Here is a 24,201-nt window from a genome sequence, read left to right as displayed (position 1 = left end):
CTCACCGTTGAGCCAGGGATTTTGTTTTTACGGTGATTTACCGACATCTCCCCCGACCTGCCATAAACCATAAAAAATGCTGGCCACCTTAAGTGACCAGCATTAGACCATCGGCCTCGTTTTTACTGCCTGACCGGCTACAAACGTACCGGGTCGATATGCCAGATATGGTCGGCGTACTCCTGAATCGTACGGTCAGAAGAGAAATAGCCCATGTTGGCGATATTCAGCATCGCCTTCATCGCCCACTCTTCCGGATGACGATACAGCTCATCTACCTTATCCTGACAATCCACGTAGCTACGATAATCAGCCAGCACCTGATAATGGTCGCCAAAGTTGATCAGTGAATCCAGCAGATCGCGATAGCGCCCCGGTTCCGACGGACTGAACAGGCCAGTGCCGATTTGCGTCAGCGCCTGATGCATCTCCGGATCCTGTTCGTAAAACTCCCGCGGCTTGTAGCCGTTACGACGCAGCGCCTCGACCTGTTCCGCGGTATTGCCGAAGATAAAGATATTATCCTCCCCCACGTGCTCCAGCATCTCGACGTTCGCACCATCCAGCGTACCAATAGTCAACGCGCCGTTCAGCGCAAACTTCATGTTACTGGTACCGGAAGCTTCCGTTCCCGCCAGCGAGATCTGTTCAGAAAGATCCGCCGCCGGAATGATCAGCTGCGCAAGACTCACGCTGTAGTTCGGGATAAACACCACTTTTAGCTTATCGCCGATCTGCGGATCGTTGTTCACCACTGCCGCGACGTCGTTAATGAGGTGAATAATATGCTTGGCCATGTAATAAGCCGAAGCGGCTTTCCCGGCAAAGATATTCACCCGCGGAACCCAATCGGCGTCGGGATCGGCCTTGATGCGGTTATAGCGAGCGATGACGTGCAGCACGTTCATCAGCTGGCGCTTGTACTCGTGAATACGCTTGATTTGCACATCAAACAGCGCTTTAGGATTCACCACCACGTTCAGATGCTGGGCGATGTAGTTTGCCAGCCGCTGCTTGTTCTCCAGCTTCGCCTGACGCACGGCCTGATTCACCAGCGGGTAGTCAATATGCTGTTCCAGCTCCTTCAGCTGGCTTAAATCGGTACGCCAGGTGCGGCCAATATTCTCGTCCAGTACCTTCGACAGCGGTGGGTTCGCCAGCGCCAGCCAGCGGCGCGGGGTCACGCCATTGGTCACGTTAGTAAAGCGCATCGGGAAAATCTTCGCGAAGTCGGCAAACAATGACTCCACCATTAGCCGGGAGTGCAACTCGGAAACGCCGTTCACTTTATGGCTAATCACCACCGCCAGCCACGCCATGCGCACGCGACGGCCGTCGGATTCGTCGATAATCGACGTGCGGCTCAGCAGCGCGGTATCGTTGGGATACTGCTCCTGGAGCGTCTTCAGGAAGTAGTCATTGATCTCGAAAATAATCTGCAAATGACGGGGCAGAATTTTCCCCAGCATATCGACAGGCCAGGTTTCCAGGGCTTCGCTCATCAATGTATGGTTGGTGTAGGAGAACACCTGGCAGGTCACTTCAAACGCCTCATCCCAGCTGAATTTATGCTCGTCAATCAGCAGGCGCATCAGCTCCGGAATCGACAGCACCGGATGCGTATCGTTAAGGTGAATGGCGATTTTATCTGCCAGGTTAGCGAAGGTTTTATGCAACTGATAATGACGGCTGAGAATATCCTGCACCGTGGCGGAGACAAGGAAATACTCCTGACGCAGACGGAGCTCGCGCCCGGAGTAAGTTGAGTCGTCCGGGTACAGTACCCGGGAAACGTTTTCGGAGTGGTTTTTATCTTCAACCGCGGCGAAGTAGTCGCCCTGATTAAATTTACCCAGGTTGATCTCACTGCTGGCCTGAGCGCTCCACAGGCGTAATGTGTTGGTTGCATCGGTATCAAAGCCCGGGATTATCTGATCGTAGGCTTCCGCAAGGATCTCTTCGGTTTCAACCCAGCGTGAATGCTTGCCTTCCTGCTGAATTCGTCCGCCGAAGCGCACCTTATAACGTGTGTTATGGCGTTCAAACTCCCACGGATTACCGTATTCCAGCCAGTAATCCGGGGACTCTTTCTGCCGTCCGTCGACGATATTTTGCTTAAACATCCCATAGTCATAGCGGATACCGTAGCCCCGTCCCGGCAGGCCTAGCGCCGCCAGTGAATCCAGGAAACAGGCGGCCAGGCGCCCGAGGCCACCATTGCCTAACCCCGGGTCATTCTCCTCGTCAATCAGCTCTTCAAGGTTGAGCCCCATCTCTTCCAGCGCGTTGTTCACATCTTCGTAGATGCCCAACGACAGCAAGGCGTTAGAAAGAGTACGGCCAATCAGAAACTCCATCGACAGGTAATAAACCTGGCGAACTTCCTGCGAAAGCTGAGCGCGATTAGAGCGCAGCCAGCGCTCCACCATGCGGTCACGAACGGCAAACAACGTGGCGTTGAGCCACTCATGTTTGTTGGCGATTGCCGGATCTTTACCGATGATAAACATCAACTTATAGGCAATAGAGTGCTTTAACGCCTCAACGCTCAACGTGGGTGATGCATAGCTAAAGGGTACATTCATCGCAATGACTCCTGTGGTTACATCAAGCGTTGATAAAGTTCGCGATACGAGTTCGCCGCGACCTGCCAGCTAAAATCCATATTCATCGCCTGGCGTTGAACATAACGCCAGAGCGACGGGCGCGACCACAGCACGAACGCGCGCCGAATTGCCCGCAGTAGCGACAGTGCATTGCTGTCTTCAAACACAAAACCGCTGGCCACGCCATCGGCCAGGTTTTCCAGTGAGCTGTCGGTAACGGTATCCGCCAGACCACCGGTACGCCGCACCAGCGGCAGCGTGCCGTACTTCAGGCCATAGAGCTGCGTTAAGCCGCAGGGCTCAAAGCGGCTGGGAACCAGAATCACATCGGCGCCGCCCATAATGCGGTGCGAAAAAGCTTCGTGATAGCCAATCTGCACGCCAACTTTGCCCGGGTGCTCTGCGGCTGCGGCCAGGAAACCTTCCTGAAGGACCGGATCCCCTGCTCCCAGCAGCGCCAGCTGCCCACCTTGTTCCAGCAGGCCCGGCAGCGCTTCGAGAACCAAATCCAGCCCTTTCTGGCTGGTCAAACGGCTGACCACGGCGAACAGCGGGGCTTTGTCGTCCACTTTCAGCCCCATCGCAATTTGCAGCTGCCGCTTGTTCTCCGCTTTATCTTCCAGCCGATCGCGGTCATAGCGCGACGCCAGTAGCAGGTCGCTTTCCGGGTTCCAGATGCTCGCATCCACGCCGTTCAGAATCCCCGATAGCCGCCCCTCGTGCTGGCGCTGACGCAGCAGCCCTTCCATGCCGTAGGCAAATTGCGGTTCGGTTATTTCACGAGCGTAGGTCGGGCTGACCGCCGTAATATGGTCAGCGTAATAGAGACCGGATTTAAGGAACGAAATCTGGCCGTTGAACTCAAGGCCATGCATGTTATAGAACGACCACGGCAGCTCTATCTCATTCATGTGCCAGGAATTGAACATGCCCTGATACGCCAGATTGTGCACCGTAAAGATTGATTTTGCTGGCCGTCCGCGCGCCGCCAGATAGGCTGGCGTCAGACCCGCATGCCAGTCATGGGCATGCACGACATCAGGACGCCAGAAAGGGTCCAGCCCACTGGCCATCTCGCTGCCAACCCAGCCCAGCAGCGCAAAACGCATCACGTTGTCGGTGTAAGCATGTTGATTCGTGTCGTGATAAGGGCTACCTGGACGGTCGTAGAGATGCGGGGCATCAATCAAATAAATGCCCACGCCGTTAAAATGACCAAACAGCAGCGTCATGCGCCCGGCAAAGGTGTCCCTGCGCGTAACGACCTGCGCATCGGTGATACCACGGCGAATATCCGGGAACGCTGGCAACAGCACGCGCGTATCAATACCCTCCGCGATTTGTGCCGCAGGCAATGCGCCGATGACATCTGCCAGACCGCCGGTTTTTAACAGCGGGAACATCTCTGAACATACGTGTAGGACCTGCATTATAGCTCCTGTTTATGCCCCAACTTCCGCAACATATCACGCGTAACCAGCACGATACCTTCCTCTGAGCGGTAGAAACGACGCGCATCCTCTTCCGCGTGTTCGCCGATCACCATGCCTTCAGGAATCACGCAGGCGCGATCGATCACGCAGCGGCGCAGGCGACATGAGCGCCCTACCCAGACTTCTGGTAATAAGACTGACGAATCAATGTTACAGAATGAGTTCACGCGCACGCGCGGGAACAATACCGACTGCACGACTACGGAGCCGGAAATAATACAGCCGCCGGAAACCAGCGAGTTCAGCGTCATACCGTGGCTACCGGAACGATCCTGTACGAACTTCGCGGGCGGCAGAGACTCCATATGAGTGCGAATCGGCCAGTTCTGGTCATACATATCCAGCTCCGGGGTCACCGACGCCAGGTCAAGGTTCGCTTTCCAGTAGGCTTCAAGCGTTCCCACATCGCGCCAGTACGGTTCCGCATCCGGGTCAGACTGCACGCAGGAGAGCGGGAAAGGATGTGCATAAGCCATGCCAGCATCGGTAATCTTCGGAATAATATCTTTGCCGAAATCGTGGCTGGAGTTTTCGTCGTTATCATCTTCAGCCAATAGCTCATAAAGATAATCGGCATCAAAGACATAGATCCCCATGCTGGCCAGCGATTTGCTCGCATCGCTCGGCATGGCGGGCGGGTTCGCCGGCTTTTCGACGAATTCGATGATTTTATCGCTCTCATCTACCGCCATGACGCCGAAGGCGGATGCCTCTTCGATGGGCACTGGCATACAGGCAACGGTGCAGCGTGCCCCTTTTTCGACGTGATCGATAAGCATACGTGAGTAGTCTTGCTTATAGATATGATCGCCGGCGAGGATCACGACATACTCCGCTTTGTAGCGGCGAATAATATCGAGGTTCTGCGTCACCGCATCCGCCGTGCCGCGATACCAGTTTTCGCCATGGACACGCTGCTGTGCCGGTAGCAAATCAACGAACTCGTTCATCTCTTCGCTAAAGAACGACCAGCCACGTTGGATATGCTGTACCAGAGTGTGCGATTGATACTGGGTGATAACGCCGATACGGCGGATACCTGAGTTAATGCAGTTAGATAATGCGAAATCGATTATGCGAAACTTACCGCCAAAGTGGACGGCCGGTTTTGCACGCTTAATAGTTAAATCCTTAAGCCGGGTACCGCGCCCACCCGCAAGAATCAACGCAACGGTTTTGATGGGCAGCTGACGTGCCAGCATCAACGGGTCATTCTTTTCTAGCCTAACCATGATTAACTCCTTTTTACATCCCAGCCTTCCTGTCCTTCTCACCGCGCAGCCGCCGCGAGTGCAACCGGAAGCTTCAGGGCTTACGACCTTTGAAATACGCACACTCCGTGCGCGGGCCCATGCCAGACAGCCATGACGACCGGATTATCCTCTCCGGCGAAAGGAGGAACGGCATGCCACTCCCCCTCGGGTAATTCCATATATGCCACCTCTGAGGTAGCGTTCACCGTCATCAACCAACGGCCAGATAGCAGAATTTGCAGACGCGCTGTGCCGTGCTGCCATTCGTCAGCGGTTAGCGGTTGTGCATTTTGATTTAGCCAGACCACGTTGCCGTCCCCTTCCTGCCACCAGCCATTACCGGTTAATGCCGGTATGCTTCGACGCAGATGAATGAGCGCGGCGGTAAATGCGGTCAACCCGCGATTTGCCTGACGCCAGTCAAGCCAGGTCAATCCGTTGTCCTGACAGTACGCGTTATTGTTGCCATGCTGGCTATGACCATGCTCGTCACCCGCCAGCAACATTGGCGTGCCCTGTGCCAGCAGCAGCGTGGAGAGCAGGGCGTGCACACTATCCCGACGCCGCTCAAGCACATCGAGACTGCCGCCTGTACCCTCTATACCATGATTGTTACTGTAGTTATTGTTAGTCCCATCGCGATTCTCTTCACCGTTTGCCTCATTGTGTTTCTGATTGAAACAAACGCAGTCGCGCAAGGTGAAGCCATCGTGGGCGGTGATCAGATTTACCGCCGCAGCAGGCTGACGCCCGTTACGCTGAAAGACATCGCTGGACGCGGCAAAGCGCCGGGCAAACTCACCCAATGACACATTTTGTTGTAACCAGAAACGCCTTGCGACGTCGCGAAAATGGTCATTCCATTCGGCAAACAGCGGCGGGAAGTTGCCAACCTGATAGCCACCGGCGCCGATATCCCAGGGTTCGGCAATCAGCTTAACGGCCGCCAGCTGCGGATCCTGACGGATCGCCTCAAACAGCGGCGCATCCTGGCGAAATTCCGGCGTACGTCCCATCACCGAGGCCAAATCAAAACGGAAGCCATCGATGTGGCATTCATCCACCCAAAACCGCAGACACTGGCGGGCATACTCCACTACGCCCGGATGGCTGAGATTGAGCGTATTCCCACAGCCGGTCCAGTTGTAGTAATCCCCGTCTTCTCTGATCCAATAATAGTTACGGTTGTCGATTCCGCGCAAAGAGAAGGTCGGTCCTTCAAGATCAATTTCCGCGCTGTGGTTCAACACCACGTCGAGGATCACCTCGATACCTGCGGCATGCAGCGCCTTTACCGCATCGCGGAACTCGTCAAGCGCGCGTGCGGGCTCACTGGCATAGCGAGGATCGAGCGCAAACATCGCCATTGGGTTGTAGCCCCAATAGTTGCTCAATCCCATTCTCTGTAGACGCGGTTCGCTGGCAAACTGTGCCACCGGCATCAGTTCAAGCGCCGTAATGCCAAGGGTTTTGAAGTAATCGATCATCACCGGATGACCCAGTGCTTTATAGGTGCCGCGAATCGCCTCTGGCAGATCGGGGTGCAGCCAGGTCAGCCCTTTCACATGGGCCTCATAGATAACCGTCTGGCCCCAGGGCGTGCGCGGCGCCACATCGCCCCGCCAGTTGTAATACAGATCCACAACCTGCGATTTTGGCGCTATCGCCGCGCTGTCACGGTTATCGGGAAGACGGTCGCCGCCGTGGAGACGCTCATCATCGGGCAGTTGGCCCTCGACCCGATGGCAGCACGGGTCGAGCAGCAGCTTAGCTGGATTAAAGCGGTGCCCCTGGGCCGGATCCCACGGCCCATGGACACGGTAGCCATAGCGTAGCCCCGGCCCGGCGGCAGGAAGCCAGCCGTGCCAGATATCACCAGTGCGCGCAGGTAAATCGAACCGCTGCTCATTGCCTTGTGCATCAAATATGCAGAGTTCTACCCGTTCAGCATGGGCGGAAAAGAGCGTGAAATTCACCCCTTTTCCGTCATAGCGTGAGCCCAATGGCGAGGGCTTTCCGGCCGCCAGTATCGTCATTCAGCCTCCCGTACCAGCCAGACGGTCGCCAGCGGCGGTAGCGTAATTGAGAGCGAATGTTCACGCCCGTGGCTGGCGATGGCCTCACTTTCCACAATGCCACCGTTACCGGTATTGCTACCGTGGTAGTGCATTGAGTCGGTATTCAGCTCTTCACGCCAGCGCCCTGGCTGGTTAATCCCGAAGCGATAGCCGTGACGCGGCACCGGAGTAAAGTTGCTGGCAACAATAATCTCATTGCCGGCTTTATCGCGGCGTACAAAGATAAAGACAGAACGTTCGTGGTCATCCACCACCAGCCATTCAAATCCGTACGGGTCAAAATCCAGCTCGTGCAGCGCTTTATGATGGCGGTAGGTATGGTTCAGGTCACGCACCAGACGCTGGACGCCGTGATGCCAGTTATCGCCGCCTTCCAGCAGATGCCAGTCCAGGCTGCCATCGTGGTTCCACTCCCGCCCCTGGGCGAACTCATTGCCCATGAACAGCAGCTTTTTACCCGGGAAGGCGAACATCCAGCCGTAGTAGGCTCGCAGGTTGGCAAACTTCTGCCAGGCATCGCCGGGCATCCGATCCAGAATCGATTTTTTGCCGTGAACCACTTCATCATGAGACAGCGGCAGCACGAAGTTTTCGGTGTAGTTGTAGAGCATCCCGAAGGTCATCTTGTCGTGATGATGACGGCGATGGATGGGATCGAGCTTCATGTAGTCAAGGGTGTCATGCATCCAGCCGAGGTTCCATTTGAACCAGAAACCAAGACCGCCCGTCGACGAAGGCCGCGACACGCCGGCGAAGTCGGTAGACTCTTCCGCCATCGTGACCGCCCCCGGCGTCTGTTCGCCAAGTACGCGGTTGGTATTACGCAGGAACTCGATCGCTTCGAGGTTTTCCCGTCCGCCGTACTCGTTGGGCACCCATTCGCCCTCTTTGCGGCTGTAGTCGCGATAGATCATCGATGCCACCGCATCCACCCGCAGGGCGTCAATACCGAAGCGCTCAATCCAGTACAGCGCATTCCCGACCAGGAAGTTGCTGACTTCACGGCGACCGTAGTTGTAGATCAGCGTATTCCAGTCCTGGTGGTAACCTTCCCGCGGGTCGCTGTGTTCATACAACGAGGTGCCATCAAATGATGCCAGCGCAAAGTCATCCGACGGGAAGTGACCCGGCACCCAATCGAGAATGACATTCAGGCCTGCGGCGTGGGCGGCATTCAGGAAGTAGCGGAAGTCCTCACGCGTGCCAAAGCGGCGAGTCGGCGCGTACAGCCCGGTCGGCTGATAGCCCCAGCTACCGTCAAACGGATGTTCGTTAACCGGCAGCAGTTCCAGATGGGTAAAGCCCATCCACTTCGCATAAGGCACCAGCTGGTCTGCCAGTTCGCGATAGCTCAGCCAGAAATTGTTATCGGCGTGGCGGCGCCACGAGCCAAGGTGAACTTCATAAATCGAAATCGGTGCATCAAACTGGTTAGCCTGCTTACGGGACTGTGGCTGTTCGACCTTTTCCGGCAGGCCGCAGATAAGCGATGCGCTTTCCGGACGCATTTGCGCTTCAAAAGCATAGGGGTCAGATTTCACGCGCAGATGACCGTGGGCGTCGATCAGCTCAAACTTATACAGCTGACCGTTATGCGCACCGGGAACAAACAGCTCCCAGATACCGGACTCTTTGCGCAGGCGCATCGGATGGCGACGGCCGTCCCAGTAGTTAAACTGGCCAACAACGGAAACCCGGCGGGCGTTCGGCGCCCAGACAGAAAAGCGTGTACCGGTCACGCCGTCCATGGTGTCGGCGTGTGCGCCCAGCGTTTCATAGGGCCGCAGATGAGTACCTTCAGACAGCAGCCAGACATCAAGATCCTGTAACAGTGGACCAAAACGATAAGGGTCATCAATCAGGTTTTGCTGACCATGCCAGGTGACCGCCAGCTGGTAGCGAAAAGCATTTTTTCGACGCGGCAGAACGCCGCTAAAGAATCCGCGTGAGTCGAGGCATTCGAGTTTGCCGACTTTGCGCCCGGTTTTCGGTTCAATAACCCATACATCGGTGGCATCGGGTAATAATGCGCGCACTTCCAGCCCGGCATCGGTTTGATGCATGCCCAGTACGGAAAAGGGATCCGCAAAATGGCCAGAGATAAGCGCATTAATCACGTCTCTATCGATACGATTAGACATGGTTTCATCCTGTTGTAAGTGTCGCCCATTCCTGTATCTGGCGACTTTTTTTGACCTGAACGGTGCAGCACACTGTGCATCCTCCTGCTCCGTCCCACCTTCAGGTAAGGCAACGTTATCGTTCCTTACTTAAAGCATAGCCAAGGCTGTCTTACCTCCGTTGGAAAAAATCTAACATCCGCGTTTACTCCTTGTATTACGCAAAAAAAAGGAGGTGCAAGACACCCCCTCTCCCTCTTTTTTATACCTGATATCAGGCCAGCTGGCGCAGCATGCGTCGCAGCGGCTCGGCAGCGCCCCACAAAAGCTGGTCGCCGACGGTAAAGGCCGACAGGTATTCCGGCCCCATATTCAATTTACGCAGACGACCCACCGGCGTGGTCAGGGTGCCAGTGACGGCAGCCGGGGTCAGCTCGCGCATCGTAATATCGCGATCGTTCGGTACCACTTTGGCCCACGGGTTGTGTGCGGCCAGCAGTTCTTCCACGGTCGGGATAGAAACATCTTTTTTCAGCTTGATGGTAAACGCCTGGCTATGGCAACGCAGCGCGCCAACGCGTACACACAGACCATCTACCGGAATGGCGGACGAGGTGGCGAGAATTTTGTTCGTCTCAGCCTGACCTTTCCACTCTTCGCGGCTCTGGCCGTTATCCAGCTGTTTGTCGATCCACGGGATCAGGCTGCCTGCCAGCGGCACGCCAAAGTTATCTACCGCCAGGTCACCGCGGCGAGTCAGCGCGGTCACTTTGCGTTCGATATCCAGAATGGCGGACGCCGGGTTCGCCAGCTCTGTCGCTACGTGGCTATGTAGCTGGCCCATCTGGGTCAGCAGCTCGCGCATATGACGCGCCCCGCCGCCGGAAGCGGCCTGGTAAGTCGCGACGCTGACCCACTCCACGAGATCCTGTGCGAACAGGCCGCCGAGGGACATCAGCATCAGGCTGACGGTACAGTTCCCGCCAACGAACGTTTTCACGCCGTTATTCAGCCCGGCGGTAATCACGTCCTGGTTCACTGGATCAAGAATAATGATCGCATCATCTTTCATACGCAGCGAAGAGGCCGCATCAATCCAGTAACCCTGCCAGCCGCTTTCACGCAGCTTCGGATAAACGTCGTTGGTATAATCCCCGCCCTGGCAGGTCACAATAATGTCCAACGCCTTCAGCGCGTCCAGATCAAACGCATCCTGAAGCGTACCGCCGGTGCTGCCACCAAAGGATGGAGCCGGCTGTCCCAGCTGAGAGGTGGAGAAAAAAACAGGGCGAATGGCGTCGAAGTCGCGCTCTTCAACCATGCGTTGCATGAGTACAGAGCCGACCATTCCGCGCCAGCCGATAAAACCAACATTTTTCATAACGTATTTCCTGGGAGATGTGTGCTGTTTGTGCCAAGCCAGTTTCCTGCTGGATCATCCCTCACATTACAAAATGCTGCTAAAGTCGCAAGTGAAATTAATCAATGATTGCGCAGCAATCAGAAAAGCAACTTATTGAACGCAGCTTCTGCCGACATCGGTGCCCAGAAAAACCTCAAAGATTATCGGGGATTTTGCCTCGGGAAGGGAATATTTTCTGCCGCTTTTTTATTGATCTGGATTATGGATCTGCGCGGAAATATGGTGATTTTAAGACCGTGATGAAAGTAAAGAAAAGCAGGCCTGATGCGGTCTTACGAGGATTAAGCTTTTTGTTTTATCAATCGGTGGGGAAAGGATATTTGCAGTCCTGGGCGGGTAATTTGCCCGGCCTCGCATCGCTCGGCCGGACAATCTTATCGACGTTTAGCTCAGCAGCGTAAACGCAATCATCCCGACAATGGCACCGGTGGTACCGAGGATAGTTTCCATCATCGTCCAGGTTTTCAGCGTCTGGGCTTCGGTCGCGCCGGTAAATTTACCAAACAGCCAGAAACCAGCGTCGTTCACGTGGCTCACCACAATAGAACCACCTGCGATACAGATGGAGAGTGCCGCCATCTGCGCGCCGCTGTAGTTCAGCTGCTCGATAACCGGCATCACCAGACCCACGGCCGTTAAGCAGGCAACGGTCGCAGAACCCTGGATAATACGTACCGCAGCCGCCAGCACGAAGCAGGTAATCGCGATCGGCAGACCTAAGCCGGTCAGCGCTTCACCGAGCGCCGGACCGACGCCGGAATCAACCAGCACCTGTTTAAAGACGCCACCGGCACCAATAACCAGCAGGATAATCCCCGCAGGCTGCAGCGCATGACCGCAGATCTCCATCACCCGATCTTTCGCCATCCCCTGACGTACCGCCAGACCGTAGATAGCCACCAGACACGCCACCAGAATCGCGGTAAACGGATGGCCGATAAACTCAAACCATTCGTAGGTGCTGGAACCGACCGGTACAAAGCGCGCGGCGATCGTTTTCAACCCCACCAGCACCAGCGGCAGAAGAATCAGCGACAGGCTAAAGGCAAAGGACGGCATCTTGCCTTCACCCAGGCTTGGCTCGCTAATATCGTCAGGAATATTCAGCTCAACGTAGCGGCTGATGAAGTTGCCCCACAGCGGGCCGGCAATAATCATTCCTGGAATCGCCGCACACAGGCCAATCAGAATCATCCAGCCAAAGTCAGCGTGCATCTGCGATGCCAGCAGCATCGGCGCAGGCCCAGGCAGCAGGAACGCTGCCGCCGCAGCCACACCGGCAAACAGCGGAATAACCAGCTTCACCAGGTTAGTACCGGTATGGCGCGCCATGGAGAAGGCCACGCTAATCAGCAGCACAATCGCCACTTCAAAAAACAACGGCAGCGCACAGATAAGACCGGCCAGGCCAATCGCGTAATGGGCGCGGCTGTGGCCAAAAGATTTCAGCATTTTAACGGCAATCTGATCGACCGCGCCGGTTTCATGAAGAATCTTGCCAAACATCGCCCCTAGCGCCACGACGATCGCCAGGAAGCCCAGCGTCCCACCCATTCCTTTTTCCATCGTTGCCGCGATTTTATCCAGCGGCATTCCGGAAAACAGACCGGCACCAATTGAAACCACCATCAAGGCCACGAAGGCATGCATACGCGCCTTCATGACTAAAAACAGCAGCAGCAAAACGGAGCCGACTGCTGTTAAAACAAGCGTTAATGTACTCACTAGTTACTGCCTTTGTTGATCACCTCAATGGTGCTCGCGACCACGCCTTCCAGCGATTGATCAATATCGACGATTAAGACATCGCCTTCGTCTGCGCCTGGTTCCTGCAGCGTTTCAAACTGCGTCACCAGCATCTGGGTTTTGAAGAAATGCCCTTTACGCGCTTTCAGGCGGCTTTCGATCAGGTCGAAGTCCCCTTTCAGGTAGACGAAAGAGAGGTTCGGGTTGCCCTTACGCAGAATATCGCGATAGCTTTTTTTCAGCGCCGAGCAAACGATAAGCGACACTTTGTTCGTACGCTGCATGGCAAAAGCGGCATCGTTCAGCGCCTGAAGCCACGGCGTACGGTCGTCATCGTTTAACGGCTCGCCGGAGGCCATCTTGTTGATGTTGCTACGCGGATGCAGAAAGTCGCCATCGAGAAACGCGGCATGCAGCTGATGCGCCACTTCGCTGGCGACAGCGGATTTACCACTGCCGGAAACGCCCATCAGGACATAGACGTGGTGATCATGGTTAGTCGTGCTCAAAGCTTCCTCCCACTGGACACATATGCGAGGCCGCACAGGCTGCAAGAATACAGCGTGAAATGCTCGCATACAGGTTGATTGTTACGGGTAACTGTTATCGGTAACATTGTCATGCCGGACTTAGGGATAAGCAATCACCATTCGTGCCAGAAGTGAATATGTGTGATCTACTTCAAACTTGTCGGTTTAAATTGATCCACCCGGTGACAATGTGAAACCTAAATCTAACATCTTAGGCGTCACCACTTCACCACGAATGCGGGCTAGCAGGCGCTCGGCACCAATGCGCCCCATTCGCTCACGCGGAGTCAGCACACTGGCCAGCCGCGGCTCCATGACCTGACCAATATCGTGACCGTGGAAACCGGCTATCGCCATATCGTCCGGAATTTTCAATCCCAGACGCTGACACTCAAAGGCGGCACCGACCGCAAGGTCATCGTTGGTGCAGAAGATCCCATCAAGCTGCGGATATTCGCGACGCGCCTGGCGCATCAGCTCAATCCCTGACGAGTAGGAAGAAGACTGTTCCACCATCACGCTATATGGCGTCATACCGGCATCGTGCATCGCCTGCTCGTATCCCTTTTGCTTGATGATAGTACGTTCATCGAGACGCGCGCCAAGATACGCAACGTGGCGATGGCCGCGAGCAATAATCGCGGCGGTCATCTGCCGCGCGGCGTCAAAGTTATCAAAGCCGACGGCAATATCGAGACACGGTGACTGGCTGTCCATCAGTTCGACTACCGGGATACCGGCAACTTCGATCATTTTCAGCGTGCGAGGAGTATGAGTACGTTCAGTGAGGATCAGGCCATCGATGTTCCATGACAGCATCGATTCAAGGCGCTTTTCTTCCATTTCAGGCTTATAGCCGTAGTGCGCCAGCATCGTCTGGTAGCCGAAGGCATCGGTGACGCTTTCAATTCCGCGCAGTACTTCCGAAAACACCTGGTTGGTTAACGAAGGCAGCAGCACGCCAATGGCGCGGCTGGTGGCATTGGAGAGGATATCAGGCGCACGATTGGGAATATAACCCAGTTCATCGAGAGCAACGGCAATCTTGCCACGCAGGGCCTCGGAGACCTGCTCCGGGTTACGTAAAAAGCGACTGACCGTCATTTTGGTCACGCCGACAAGATCGGCTACATCCTGAAGTACGGGTCTTTTCTTTTTCATCGTCCTGACTGTGATAACGGGGAGACATTCTCTCAGTTTATCACGGACAAAGCGCAACCTTCCCAAACATCCGGGAAGGCTGCGCAATTTATTTAAACATCTTCAGAACTGAATCAAACCGGTGGCAGATCGAACAGCAGGATCTCGCTATCGCTGTCGGCATGAACGGAAATAGCCTGCTCATCCCAAATCGCCAGGCCATCGCTGGTGGTCGCTTTGGTACCGTTAATCGTCACTTCACCTTTCACCACCTGGATCCAGACGCGACGTTCAGCGGCAATCTGATGCACCGACTGTTCGTCTTTCAGCAGCGCCCAGCGGTACAGTTCCATATCCTGGTGCACTTTCAGCGAACCTTCGCGGGCATCCGGCGACAGCACCAGCTGTTTGCCTTGCAGAGCATCAAAGCGGCGCTGTTCGTAGCGCGGAGTGATGCCGTTTTCTTCTGGCATGATCCAGATCTGGTACAGACGCAGACGTTCGGTGCTGCTCGGGTTGTATTCGGAGTGACGAATCCCGGTACCCGCGCTCATGATCTGGAACTCACCTGCCGGCACCTGCTCTTTGTTGCCCATACTGTCCTGGTGCTCCACCGCCCCTTCCAGCACATAGGTCAGGATTTCCATGTCTTTGTGCGGGTGGGTCCCGAAGCCTTCACCGGCGTCAATCACGTCATCGTTAATCACGCGCAGCGCTGAGAAGCCCATAAAGTTCGGGTCATAATAGTTAGCGAAAGAGAAAGTATGCCAGGAATCCAGCCAGCCATGGTTAGCGTGACCGCGTTCGTTAGCTTTGCGTAAGTAGATCATGTTGCACCCCCGTATGTTTTCGATGGAATAAGTGTGGACTCAATCCGCTCGCGATCATAGAGGGTGAAAATTGACTCCTCTGTTCAAAAAATATGAACAACAACAGAAGAGTCAAAAAAGCTTATTTATCGAGGGTTATCGTGGCTGGAGAAGGCTGTTCAAACCCGCGCTCCAGGATCTCCATATTGGTGAAAACGTCAGATTCCTTGACGTAATTCTCCCGACCGTTAACGAGGGTGTCATACAGAGAATCATAGACGCGGCCATAGTCGCCGGGTTCCACCCGCACCTCTTCACGCACGCTAATTCCCGCTTCATCAACGTATTCCAGCAGGCCAACGCTATCGTCTGCCGCAAAGCCCGCTTCGCCGGGCATAATGTTGGCTTTCAGGCTGGTTTCCTGCTGATCGATACCGTATTTAATAAACGAGCCCTTATGGCCGTGGACGATAAATTTCGGGTACGCCAGCTTCACAAGATGGCTGGTTTTAACAATGGCCTTCAGATCGCCGTAGAACAGCTGAGCTTCAAACGTATCGTCCGGGTTGGCTTTGTTACGCAGACTGCGAATGTCATAGGTCACGCGCTCCGGTCGGCCAAACAGCGAGATGAGCTGATCCATCGTATGCACGCCCAGACCGTAAAATGCACCATCCTGCGGCAGCCCTGGCTGTGTTTCTGCAACCGGGCGGTAGAGATCAAAATGACTCTCCACCTCAACGATATCGCCCAGCTTACCGCTCTCAATCACCTTTTTCATCGTCAGGAAACAAGAGTCAAAGCGGCGGTTCTGATAAGGCGTCACCGTCAGCCCCCGGCTCTTCGCCAGCGCAAAGAGCGCCTTCGCCTCTGCCAGAGTAGGCGTGAACGGCTTTTCCACCAGCACATTCTTGCCTGCTTCCAGCGCCCGCTTCGCATACTCAAAGTGGCTATCCGCATGAGTACAGACAATGACCAGCTTGACCTGCGGGTCGCTAAGCACGTCATCAAGACTGCTGGTGAAGTGAATATGCGAGTATTGCGGCGCCTGTTCCTCTGGCTTCGCGCTGCGGCGATAAATATGTGCAACGTGCCAGCGGTCTTTGCGGTGCAGAACATAGGGGAGATGGTAGCGGGTCGTGCTTTTGCCGAACCCGATAAATGCGCAGTGTAGAGTCATAAAGCTGTCCTTTGTTGAGGTTTCTGCTGCTAACCATAGCGCACCCTGGCGATGAACTTAACTCTTTCCCTGGCAAACATGGTGGAAATTTACCGGCAAAATATGTCGAAGCCAAAATATACAATATAAATATAACTAGATAATAAATAAGACAATTAATTGAAAAATTCAGCCACTAAAGCCTTGACGCTGTAACTTAATTTCTGGATAAGAGAATCATGGACTGCCGATGGCGATCACCACGTCAGGCAACGAGCCGGCCATACCGTTTCCGCGGCGAATAAAAAATCATAAGAGCACTCAGGGAGGCACCATCCACCTCACATGGAAAAAAAATACCTCGCGTTAAATAGCGCGCTGCTCTTCTGGCTACTCGGGCTGGTTGCCTGGTGTTTCTACCAGACTCATCTGGCCTGGCTATCTGGCGTATTTTCCGTTACCGCTTTCATTATCCACTTCCAGCCCACTCAGGTTAATGGCATGTTCAAAAACAAAAACTCTACCGCACAACCTCCATCGTCCCTTAGCGAGTCGGAACAAACCCGGCACGCGACCATCGTAGCCAACGGCGTTAACGTTGACGGCAACATCATTGCGGACAGCAACGTTGAAATTTATGGCTTGCTGAACGGCAATATCGATGCCCAGGATAATCAGATTACGATCGGGCGTGATGGTCAGGTCGAAGGGAACATCACCTGTCGCGAGCTGGTTATTGGAGGTACCGTAACCGGGCAGTGCACCAGCGACAGCATTGAAATCGATGAAAATGGCAAAGTAACCGGGACGCTAATTTACCGCACCCTGGCGGTGAAAAAAGGAGGTGTTTTCTCCGGCCAGGCCGGGATTCTGGTGGACGATATCGAGAACAACGGTGAACCCGCATCGGGCAAAGCGATTGCGCAGCCAGACCCGGATACAGAGGAAAGGCAGGAAGCATTAATGGTGCCCTTTGCGTGCCCTTCGGCCTGAGAGGGCAAAAAAAGGATAAAAAAAAGCCAGCACCTGGCTGGCTAAAGTAATACTGGAAGCAATGTGAGCAATGTCGTGCTTTCAGGCTTTCCGCAAGGGTCTCCCTGAATGCAGGACAATAATAATCATTCTCATTCGCACTTGTCTACCTCTTTTTGCAAAAAATAGGCGTTGACGCATTTTTTAAAGTCAGGGATGTTTAACCGGATGATAAAGCGGATAAAAACCGCTATTCCAGCCCAAAGGAGAAGAGGAATGAGTGACATAGTGATACGCCACGCTGAACCGCGCGATGCAGAACCCTTACGCCAGCTGACTGCACAACCGGAGGTCTATCACGACACGCTACAGCTTCCTCATCCTTCTATGGAGATGTGGCAAGAACGTCTCCAGCCAAGGCCCCACAGCCACCATCTGGTTGCCACTCTTAACAATGAGCTCGTCGGTCATCTGATGCTTAGCGTCGAACCACGTCCTCGTCGGAGCCACGTTGCCACCTTCGGGATGAGCGTTGCTGCGGCGTTCCACGGGCGCGGAGTGGGCAGTGCGCTGATGCGCGAAATGATTAACCTGTGCGATAACTGGCTGCGGGTGGAGCGCATCGAATTAACGGTATTTGCCGATAACGCCGCCGCCGTTGCCGTCTATCGCAAACACGGTTTTGTCGTTGAAGGGACGGGACGCAGGTTCGCGCTGCGCAACGGCGAGTATGTAGACGCGTATTTTATGGCGCGGCTGAAGTAATCTTTAAGGAATTGCCCGTTGTCGCACGCTTACCGGGCCTACGAGACTATATGCCGGGCAAACGCAGTGTCGCCCGGCATATAAATCAGTATCCCGCCGTCAAATCACCCGGCGAGCGCGGATCGGACGCGCCGTACAGCGTCCCGTCCGGCCCAACCATAATGCTCTGGGTGCTGCCCATCGCCGCCTTCAACGCCACGTTTTGCCCTTTCTGTTCCAGCAGCTTCAGCGTATCCGGGCTAAAGCCCTTCTCCACCCGCAGCTCATCAGGCAACCATTGATGATGGAAACGCGGCGCATTGGTGGCCTCCGCCACGTTCATGCCGAAGTCGATGGTGTTAACCACCATCTGCAGGACGGTGGTAATAATGCGGCTGCCGCCAGGGCTGCCGGTCACCAGCCAGGTTTTCCCCTCTTTCACGACAATTGTCGGCGACATGGACGACAGCGGACGTTTTTTCGGCCCAACGGCGTTGGCATCGCCGCCCACCAGTCCGTAAACATTTGGTACGCCGGGCTTAGCGGAGAAGTCATCCATCTGGTTGTTCATCAGGATCCCGGAGCTGCCCGCCACAATACCGGTGCCAAAAACGGTATTCAGCGTATAGGTGACCGCCACAGCGTTACCTTCTTTATCCACCACCGAGAAATGGGTGGTCTGATTACTTTCGTACGGTGCCAGTTTACCCGGGCGAATCTGGCTTGAAGGGCGGGCTTTGTTGATATCAATCTGATCGGCAATCGATTTGGCGTAGGCTTTGTTCGTCAGGGCCTGCCATGGCACCTTCACGAAGTCCGGATCGCCAAGATACTCCGAGCGGTCGGCATAGGCGCGCTTCTCAGCTTCCGCCATCACCTGCATCGCATCTGCGCTACCAAAGCCATATTTATGCATGTCGAAGTTTTCGAGAATATTGAGGATCTGCACGATGTGGATCCCCCCGGACGACGGAGGAGGCATCGAAAACACCTGATAACCGCGATACTCACCGCTTATCGGCGTCCGCTCGACAGCCTTGTAACCCGCAAGGTCAGCTTTGGTGATAAGCCCGCCGTTTTTGTGCATCTCATCGGCTATCTGATCGGCAATAGCCCCTTTATAAAACGCCTCCGGGCCCAGTTCGGCAATCAGTTCGAGACTTTTGCCCAGCTGTTTTTGTACCAGCTTATCGCCCTTTTTCAGCGGCTCGCCGTTTTTCCAGAAAATGGCCCGGCTGTTGGCATGGTTGGGGATCACTTCGCTCCCGTAGGTCTTTAGATCGTCGGCCAACGCATCGTTCACCGTGAAGCCTTCTTCCGCCAGCTTAATCGCCGGGCGGATCACTTTGTTCAGCGGCATGGTGCCGTATTTCTCCAGCGCAAGGGAGAAACCCGCCACGGTACCCGGCGTACCGGATGCCAGATGCGAGGTCAGCGATTTTTTGCTGTCCGGGTTACCCTGATCGTCGAGGAACATGTCACGGGTGGCCTGCTCAGGTGCCATTTCACGAAAATCAATCGCCGTCGTTTTACCCTCTTTGGTCCGCAGCATCATAAACCCGCCGCCGCCAATATTGCCGGCCTGCGGATGCGTAACCGCCAGCGCGTAGCCTACGGCCACGGCGGCATCGACGGCATTCCCCCCCTGGCGCAAAATCTCAACGCCGACGCGGGTCGCCATCGCATCTACCGAGGCAACCATCCCTTGTTGGGCACGAACCGGGTGAAAGACATCCTCTTCTACACCATAAGAAACGGGCGGCGGGGTGGGATTTGCCGCGACGGTAAAACTTCCGCCGGCCAGCAAAGCAGCGATGACCACCTGACGCCAGGAACGCGTGTTTATCATTGTCTTACTCCTGAAATGTATTTTTTTTCCCCGCTTAAGCCTGGTTGATAAGTCCTAAAAAATCATTGTTATGCTGGAAAGGAGGTACACTTAAACGATCCCACACGGGAGGAGAGAACAATGAAAGCACTATTATTTCTGGCGGCGCTGATGCCATTAAGCGTCCTGGCACAGCCACTCAACACGACCAATAATCCCAACCAGCCGGGGTACGTCATCCCTAGCCAGCAGCGGATGCAAAATCAGATGCAGGTCCAACAGCAGCAGCATCAAAGCATGCTGAAGCAGGATATGCAAAGCCAGACGCGCGCCCAGCAGCAGCATCTTCAGACGCAGCTCAACAACAACCAGCAGCGGGTCACCCAGAGCGGTAATTTGAACTCATCACAGCAGATGTTACCGAATACCAACGGAGGGATGTTGCAACGGCAGACGACGCCATAACGGCCGCCTGCCGCCCGATCAGGCCTGGAAGTGAGGACCGATGACGTCAATGGCATCGGTACAAATGCAGTCCACACCCCAGCTCAACAGCTCAGCCGCTCGCTGGGGTTTGTTAACGGTATACACGAGAATGTGCAGGCCTGCGGCCTTCAGGCTTGCCACTCGCGCCGCATCCAGCAGCTTATGATTGAGGTGGATCGACACACAACCCAGCCGCGAGGTCAGCTCGCGCCAGTCCTCACGCCACTCATCCAGCAGCAGTCCGCGCGGCAGCTCTGGCACTGCCAGCTGCGCCGCTTCCAGCGCATCAATTTCAAACGATGAGAGCAGCGGCGGCGTCATACCCTGCCACAGCTCACGGGCCGCCAACGCCACCGCTTTCCCGGTGAGCGGGCCGGTACCGGTAGTTGGCTTAATCTCAATATTCGCCATCATGCCGTGCTGACGACAGCGTTCGGCAACTTCCGCCAACAATGGCAGCGGCTCGCCTTTAAATTCATGGCTATACCAGCTCCCGGCATCGGCTTTCAGCAAATCGCTCCAGGCCAGTTCACCGGCAACACCCCAGCCGTTGCTGGTACGCTCAAGGTTGTCATCGTGCAGCAAAAAAATCTGTCCGTCTTTCGACAGCTTGGCGTCAAATTCGATCATCGTATGCCCAAAACGGGCGCCCACGTCGATGGCCGCCAGGGTATTTTCCGGCGCCAGTTTGCCGCCACCGCGATGGGCGACGATGTGGGGATAAGGCCAGTGACTCATGCGCGTTGTCCTGTTTCACCATCAAAGAGGTGCAGATGATCCTCGGGCAGATGCAGCCACAGCGTGCTGCCCGCTGTCGGGCGCTGCTGATGCGGCAACCTGACCACCAGCTTTTGCTCGCCCCAGCGACCGTGGGCAAGGTTATCGGCACCTAAAATTTCCAGCGTATCCATCACCAGCGGTACGCCACCTTCCGCCTGGGAGCTTAATGCAAAATGCTCCGGGCGGATACCTAGCGTCATCTTACGCCCGGCATAGCGGCGATGCTCGCCATTCATCGGCAAACGCAGGCCGCCATCCAGTTCAAAACGGTGGCCATCTTCGCTGATGCGCCCGTCCAGCAGGTTCATTGCCGGACTGCCGATAAAGCTGGCCACAAAGCGGCTGGCCGGTTTTTCGTACACCTCGACGGGGGTGCCAATCTGCTCGGCAATGCCTTTATTCATCACCATGACCCGCTGGGCAAGGGTCATCGCCTCCACCTGGTCATGCGTGACGTACAGCGAGGTGGTTTTCAGGCGACGGTGCAGCTGCTGGAGTTCGAGACGCATCTGGACGCGCAGCTTAGCATCAAGGTTCGACAGCGGTTCATCAAACAGGAACACCGCCGGGTCACGCACGATAGCGCGGCCCATTGCCACTCGCTGGCGCTGGCCGCCCGAGAGTTCGCGCGGGCGGCGCTTGAGCAGACCATCCAGCTCCAGAATACGCGCCGCTTCCTGCACCCGCTCGGCGATCAGGCTTTTGCCCATACCACGAATTTTTAGACCCCAGGCCATATTCTCTTCCACGCTCATGTGCGGATAGAGGGCGTAGTTCTGAAATACCATCGCGATACCGCGATCCTTTGGTTCCATTTCGGTGACGCGCTGGCGGTTAATCCAGATATCGCCGCTGCTCACGCGCTCAAGACCTGCCACCATGCGCAGCAGGGTTGATTTCCCACAGCCTGACGGCCCGACCATGACGATAAACTCTCCGTCCGCGACGTCCAGCGTCAGCGGCTGGATCACCTGGGTTTTGCCATCCCAGCTTTTGGTTACTGCCTGTAGTGTTAAACCAGCCATAAAAGGTTGTATCCCTTAATTATTCTTGAACGTCGCTGGCGGCTATATTTGCTCGGGGCAAGGCGCAAGCGTCGCAGTTTGGTGGGCCCAAATAAGACGCGAGTAACACGGAACCGGGCAAACATGGCCCCAGCCCTTCGGGACGCGTGCCGAAACCGCGCACTCTGCGTTGTCGGATTTGGACACAGGCCCACTATGTCCATCATCCTCCGCCTTGATTACGCGGTGTCGACTCAGCATCGCCTCCACGAACAATCAAGGGATACAACCTACTTCTCACTGTCCACTAAACCACGCACAAACGCGCGCTGCATGGCTAAAACGATAACAACCGGGGGAATCAGCGTCAGGAGCATCGCCGCCATCACCTGGTTCCACTGGGTGGTGCCTTCGCCGGTGGCGATCATGCCTTTAATACCCGCCACCGCGGTGCCAAGATTCACGTCCTGAATAATCAGCAGCGGCCACAGATACTGATTCCAGCCGTAGATAAAGGTGATAACAAACAACGCCGCAAGATTGGTTTTCGACAGCGGCAGCACGATGTCGCGGAAAAAGCGCATCGGGGAAGCACCATCGATGCGCGCCGCTTCAATCAGCTCATCCGGCAGCGTCATAAAGAACTGGCGGAACAAGAAGGTGGCGGTCGCCGAGGCCATCAGCGGCAGCGTCAGCCCGGCGTAGCTGTCGAGCATTTTCAGATTGGCGATAACTTCCACCGTGGGAAAGATACGCACTTCAACCGGCAGCATCAGGGTGATAAAAATCATCCAGAAGAACAGGTTACGCATTGGGAAACGGAACCAGACAATGGCGAACGCGGAGAGCATTGAGACTACAATTTTCCCCACCGTAATGCCGAATGCCATGATGAAGCTGTTCAGCATCATCAGCCAGAACGGCGCGCTGTTCGCACCAACGCCCTGAGTCCATATAGTGGCCATATTTTCCAGCAGATGCCCGCCGGGAATCAGCGTCATCGGCGTCTCAAAGACGGCTTTGTTATCCAGCGTCGCAGCAACAAAGGCGACATACAGCGGGAACAGGATGACGGCGATCCCTGCAATCAGCATGGTGTGGCTGAAAATCGTCAGCCCGCGACGGTTCTCAATCATTGGTAGCGCACCTTACTTTCAACGTAGCGGAACTGAACGACCGTCAGCACAATGACCAGGAACATCAGCACCACCGACTGAGCGGCGGACGCCGACAGGTCCAGCCCGGCGAAACCTTCACGATAGATCTTATAAATCAATGTCGTGGTCGCCTGGACCGGCCCACCGGCGGTGGCAGCATCGATGACCGGGAAGGTATCGAAAAAGGCGTAAACCAGGTTAACCACCAGCAGGAAGAAGCTAACCGGCGCAATCAGCGGCAGCGCCAGTTTAAAGAAGCGGCGAATCGGCCCGGCACCGTCAATGGCGGCAGCCTCGACCAGCGATCGCGGGATCGACTGCAATGCAGCAAAGAAAAACAAGAAGTTATAGCTAATCTGTTTCCATACCGAGGCAAAAACCACCAGGAACATTGCCTGACCGCTGTTCTGCGCATGGTTCCAGTCGTAGCCCATCTCGCCGAGGAAGTGGGTTATCAACCCGCGCCCTGGGTTAAAGAGGAAAATCCACAATACCGCCGCCACCGCGGGCGCCACGGCATAGGGCAGCAGCATCAGAGTTTGATACAAGCGACTGCCGCGCACGACATAATCCACCAGCGCCGCAAAAAACAGCGAAATAATCAGTCCGCTGAAGGTGACCAGGCTACTGAACTTAATGGTGGTCCAGAACGAGTCCAGATAGTAGGGGTCGTGGAACAGCGTCACGAAGTTATCCAGGCCAACGAACTGGCTTGATAAGCCAAAAGGATCAACGCTTTGCAGCGAATACCACAGCGCTTCACCCGCAGGCCAGATAAAGAAAATAATCGTGATAATCAGCTGCGGCGCGACCAGCACATAGGGCAGCCAGCGCGAGCGGAATACCGGACGGGATGATGACATAAATGGACTC

20 protein-coding genes are annotated in these 24,201 nt (G+C 55.3%); 4 read left to right on the top strand and 16 right to left on the bottom strand.

Annotation, left to right across the window (positions count from 1 at the left end):
• Window positions 1-137: 137 nt before the first annotated feature.
• The 6 genes from glgP to asd form a co-directional block, all read right to left on the bottom strand.
• On the bottom strand, window positions 138-2,585 hold the full coding sequence (glgP, locus tag ACMYSK_RS21150) for a glycogen phosphorylase (protein WP_434638393.1): 2,448 nt from the start codon (window positions 2,583-2,585) through the stop codon (window positions 138-140).
• A gap of 17 nt (window positions 2,586-2,602) precedes the next feature.
• Window positions 2,603-4,036, bottom strand: coding sequence for a glycogen synthase GlgA (gene glgA / locus ACMYSK_RS21145; protein ID WP_434638392.1), 1,434 nt, complete (start codon window positions 4,034-4,036; stop codon window positions 2,603-2,605).
• Window positions 4,036-5,331 carry a glucose-1-phosphate adenylyltransferase gene (gene glgC, locus ACMYSK_RS21140; RefSeq protein WP_434638391.1) on the bottom strand — a complete coding sequence of 432 codons (1,296 nt, stop codon included), beginning with the start codon at window positions 5,329-5,331 and terminating at the stop codon, window positions 4,036-4,038. The genes glgA and glgC overlap by 1 nt, the downstream gene beginning before the upstream one ends.
• An 80-nt stretch (window positions 5,332-5,411) precedes the next feature.
• Window positions 5,412-7,388, bottom strand: a complete 1,977-nt coding sequence (gene glgX, locus ACMYSK_RS21135) for a glycogen debranching protein GlgX (RefSeq protein ID WP_434638390.1) — start codon at window positions 7,386-7,388, stop codon at window positions 5,412-5,414.
• On the bottom strand, window positions 7,385-9,571 hold the full coding sequence (glgB, locus tag ACMYSK_RS21130; protein WP_434638389.1) for a 1,4-alpha-glucan branching enzyme: 2,187 nt from the start codon (window positions 9,569-9,571) through the stop codon (window positions 7,385-7,387). The genes glgX and glgB overlap by 4 nt, the downstream gene beginning before the upstream one ends.
• 253 nt (window positions 9,572-9,824) lie before the next feature.
• Complete coding sequence (gene asd, locus ACMYSK_RS21125; protein ID WP_434638388.1) at window positions 9,825-10,931, bottom strand: aspartate-semialdehyde dehydrogenase; 1,107 nt, start codon at window positions 10,929-10,931, stop codon at window positions 9,825-9,827.
• A 104-nt stretch (window positions 10,932-11,035) separates the two neighbouring features.
• Between asd and ACMYSK_RS21120 the strand changes: the two genes are divergently transcribed.
• Window positions 11,036-11,374, top strand: coding sequence for a hypothetical protein (locus tag ACMYSK_RS21120; protein ID WP_434638387.1), 339 nt, complete (start codon window positions 11,036-11,038; stop codon window positions 11,372-11,374).
• On the opposite strand, the gene gntU is transcribed toward ACMYSK_RS21120, so the two are convergent.
• The 5 genes from gntU to ACMYSK_RS21095 form a co-directional block, all read right to left on the bottom strand.
• Window positions 11,358-12,698: a gluconate transporter gene (gntU, locus tag ACMYSK_RS21115; protein WP_434638386.1), complete on the bottom strand. Its 1,341-nt coding sequence runs from the start codon at window positions 12,696-12,698 to the stop codon at window positions 11,358-11,360. The two genes, ACMYSK_RS21120 and gntU, sit on opposite strands and share 17 nt — an antisense overlap.
• Complete coding sequence (gene gntK / locus ACMYSK_RS21110; protein WP_004868532.1) at window positions 12,698-13,228, bottom strand: gluconokinase; 531 nt, start codon at window positions 13,226-13,228, stop codon at window positions 12,698-12,700. Before gntK ends, gntU begins: the two co-directional genes overlap by 1 nt.
• Window positions 13,229-13,414: 186 nt before the next feature.
• Window positions 13,415-14,410 carry a gluconate operon transcriptional repressor GntR gene (gene gntR / locus ACMYSK_RS21105; RefSeq protein ID WP_434638385.1) on the bottom strand — a complete coding sequence of 332 codons (996 nt, stop codon included), beginning with the start codon at window positions 14,408-14,410 and terminating at the stop codon, window positions 13,415-13,417.
• A 113-nt stretch (window positions 14,411-14,523) separates the two neighbouring features.
• On the bottom strand, window positions 14,524-15,219 hold the full coding sequence (gene yhhW, locus ACMYSK_RS21100) for a quercetin 2,3-dioxygenase (protein WP_434638384.1): 696 nt from the start codon (window positions 15,217-15,219) through the stop codon (window positions 14,524-14,526).
• 121 nt (window positions 15,220-15,340) lie between these two features.
• Window positions 15,341-16,378: an oxidoreductase gene (locus ACMYSK_RS21095; protein WP_434638383.1), complete on the bottom strand. Its 1,038-nt coding sequence runs from the start codon at window positions 16,376-16,378 to the stop codon at window positions 15,341-15,343.
• A gap of 324 nt (window positions 16,379-16,702) precedes the next feature.
• Here ACMYSK_RS21095 and ACMYSK_RS21090 point away from each other — a divergent pair, with 324 nt between their 5' ends.
• Complete coding sequence (locus ACMYSK_RS21090) at window positions 16,703-17,350, top strand: bactofilin family protein (RefSeq protein WP_434638382.1); 648 nt, start codon at window positions 16,703-16,705, stop codon at window positions 17,348-17,350.
• 267 nt (window positions 17,351-17,617) lie between these two features.
• The gene (gene yhhY / locus ACMYSK_RS21085; protein WP_434644269.1) at window positions 17,618-18,094 is read left to right on the top strand and encodes an N-acetyltransferase; all 477 of its coding nucleotides are present in this window, start codon (window positions 17,618-17,620) and stop codon (window positions 18,092-18,094) included.
• 85 nt (window positions 18,095-18,179) lie between these two features.
• Here yhhY and ggt read toward each other — a convergent pair whose 3' ends face one another.
• On the bottom strand, window positions 18,180-19,922 hold the full coding sequence (gene ggt, locus ACMYSK_RS21080; protein ID WP_434638381.1) for a gamma-glutamyltransferase: 1,743 nt from the start codon (window positions 19,920-19,922) through the stop codon (window positions 18,180-18,182).
• A gap of 120 nt (window positions 19,923-20,042) precedes the next feature.
• Here ggt and ACMYSK_RS21075 point away from each other — a divergent pair, with 120 nt between their 5' ends.
• Window positions 20,043-20,366, top strand: coding sequence for a DUF2756 family protein (locus ACMYSK_RS21075; protein ID WP_434638380.1), 324 nt, complete (start codon window positions 20,043-20,045; stop codon window positions 20,364-20,366).
• Between the two features lie 18 nt (window positions 20,367-20,384).
• Here the strand turns inward: ACMYSK_RS21075 and ugpQ are convergent, their stop codons facing one another.
• The 4 genes from ugpQ to ugpA all read right to left on the bottom strand — a co-directional run bounded on the left by ugpQ (window position 20,385) and on the right by ugpA (window position 24,191).
• Entirely contained in the window at window positions 20,385-21,125 is a 741-nt protein-coding gene (gene ugpQ, locus ACMYSK_RS21070; protein ID WP_434638379.1) for a glycerophosphodiester phosphodiesterase, read from the bottom strand.
• Window positions 21,122-22,192 carry a sn-glycerol-3-phosphate import ATP-binding protein UgpC gene (locus ACMYSK_RS21065; protein ID WP_434638378.1) on the bottom strand — a complete coding sequence of 357 codons (1,071 nt, stop codon included), beginning with the start codon at window positions 22,190-22,192 and terminating at the stop codon, window positions 21,122-21,124. The genes ugpQ and ACMYSK_RS21065 overlap by 4 nt, the downstream gene beginning before the upstream one ends.
• A gap of 269 nt (window positions 22,193-22,461) precedes the next feature.
• Window positions 22,462-23,307 (bottom strand): sn-glycerol-3-phosphate ABC transporter permease UgpE, encoded by an 846-nt coding sequence (ugpE, locus tag ACMYSK_RS21060; RefSeq protein WP_434638377.1) that lies wholly within the window; start codon window positions 23,305-23,307, stop codon window positions 22,462-22,464.
• Window positions 23,304-24,191 (bottom strand): sn-glycerol-3-phosphate ABC transporter permease UgpA, encoded by an 888-nt coding sequence (ugpA, locus tag ACMYSK_RS21055; RefSeq protein WP_434638376.1) that lies wholly within the window; start codon window positions 24,189-24,191, stop codon window positions 23,304-23,306. The genes ugpE and ugpA overlap by 4 nt, the downstream gene beginning before the upstream one ends.
• Window positions 24,192-24,201: the final 10 nt, after the last annotated feature.

Origin of the sequence: Klebsiella sp. I138 (assembly GCF_051131765.1) — a bacterium.
Taxonomy (GTDB): Bacteria; Pseudomonadota; Gammaproteobacteria; order Enterobacterales; family Enterobacteriaceae; genus Klebsiella.
The sequence above is the reverse complement of the archived record's forward strand: the minus strand, read 5'-3'. Positions and strand labels throughout refer to the sequence as shown.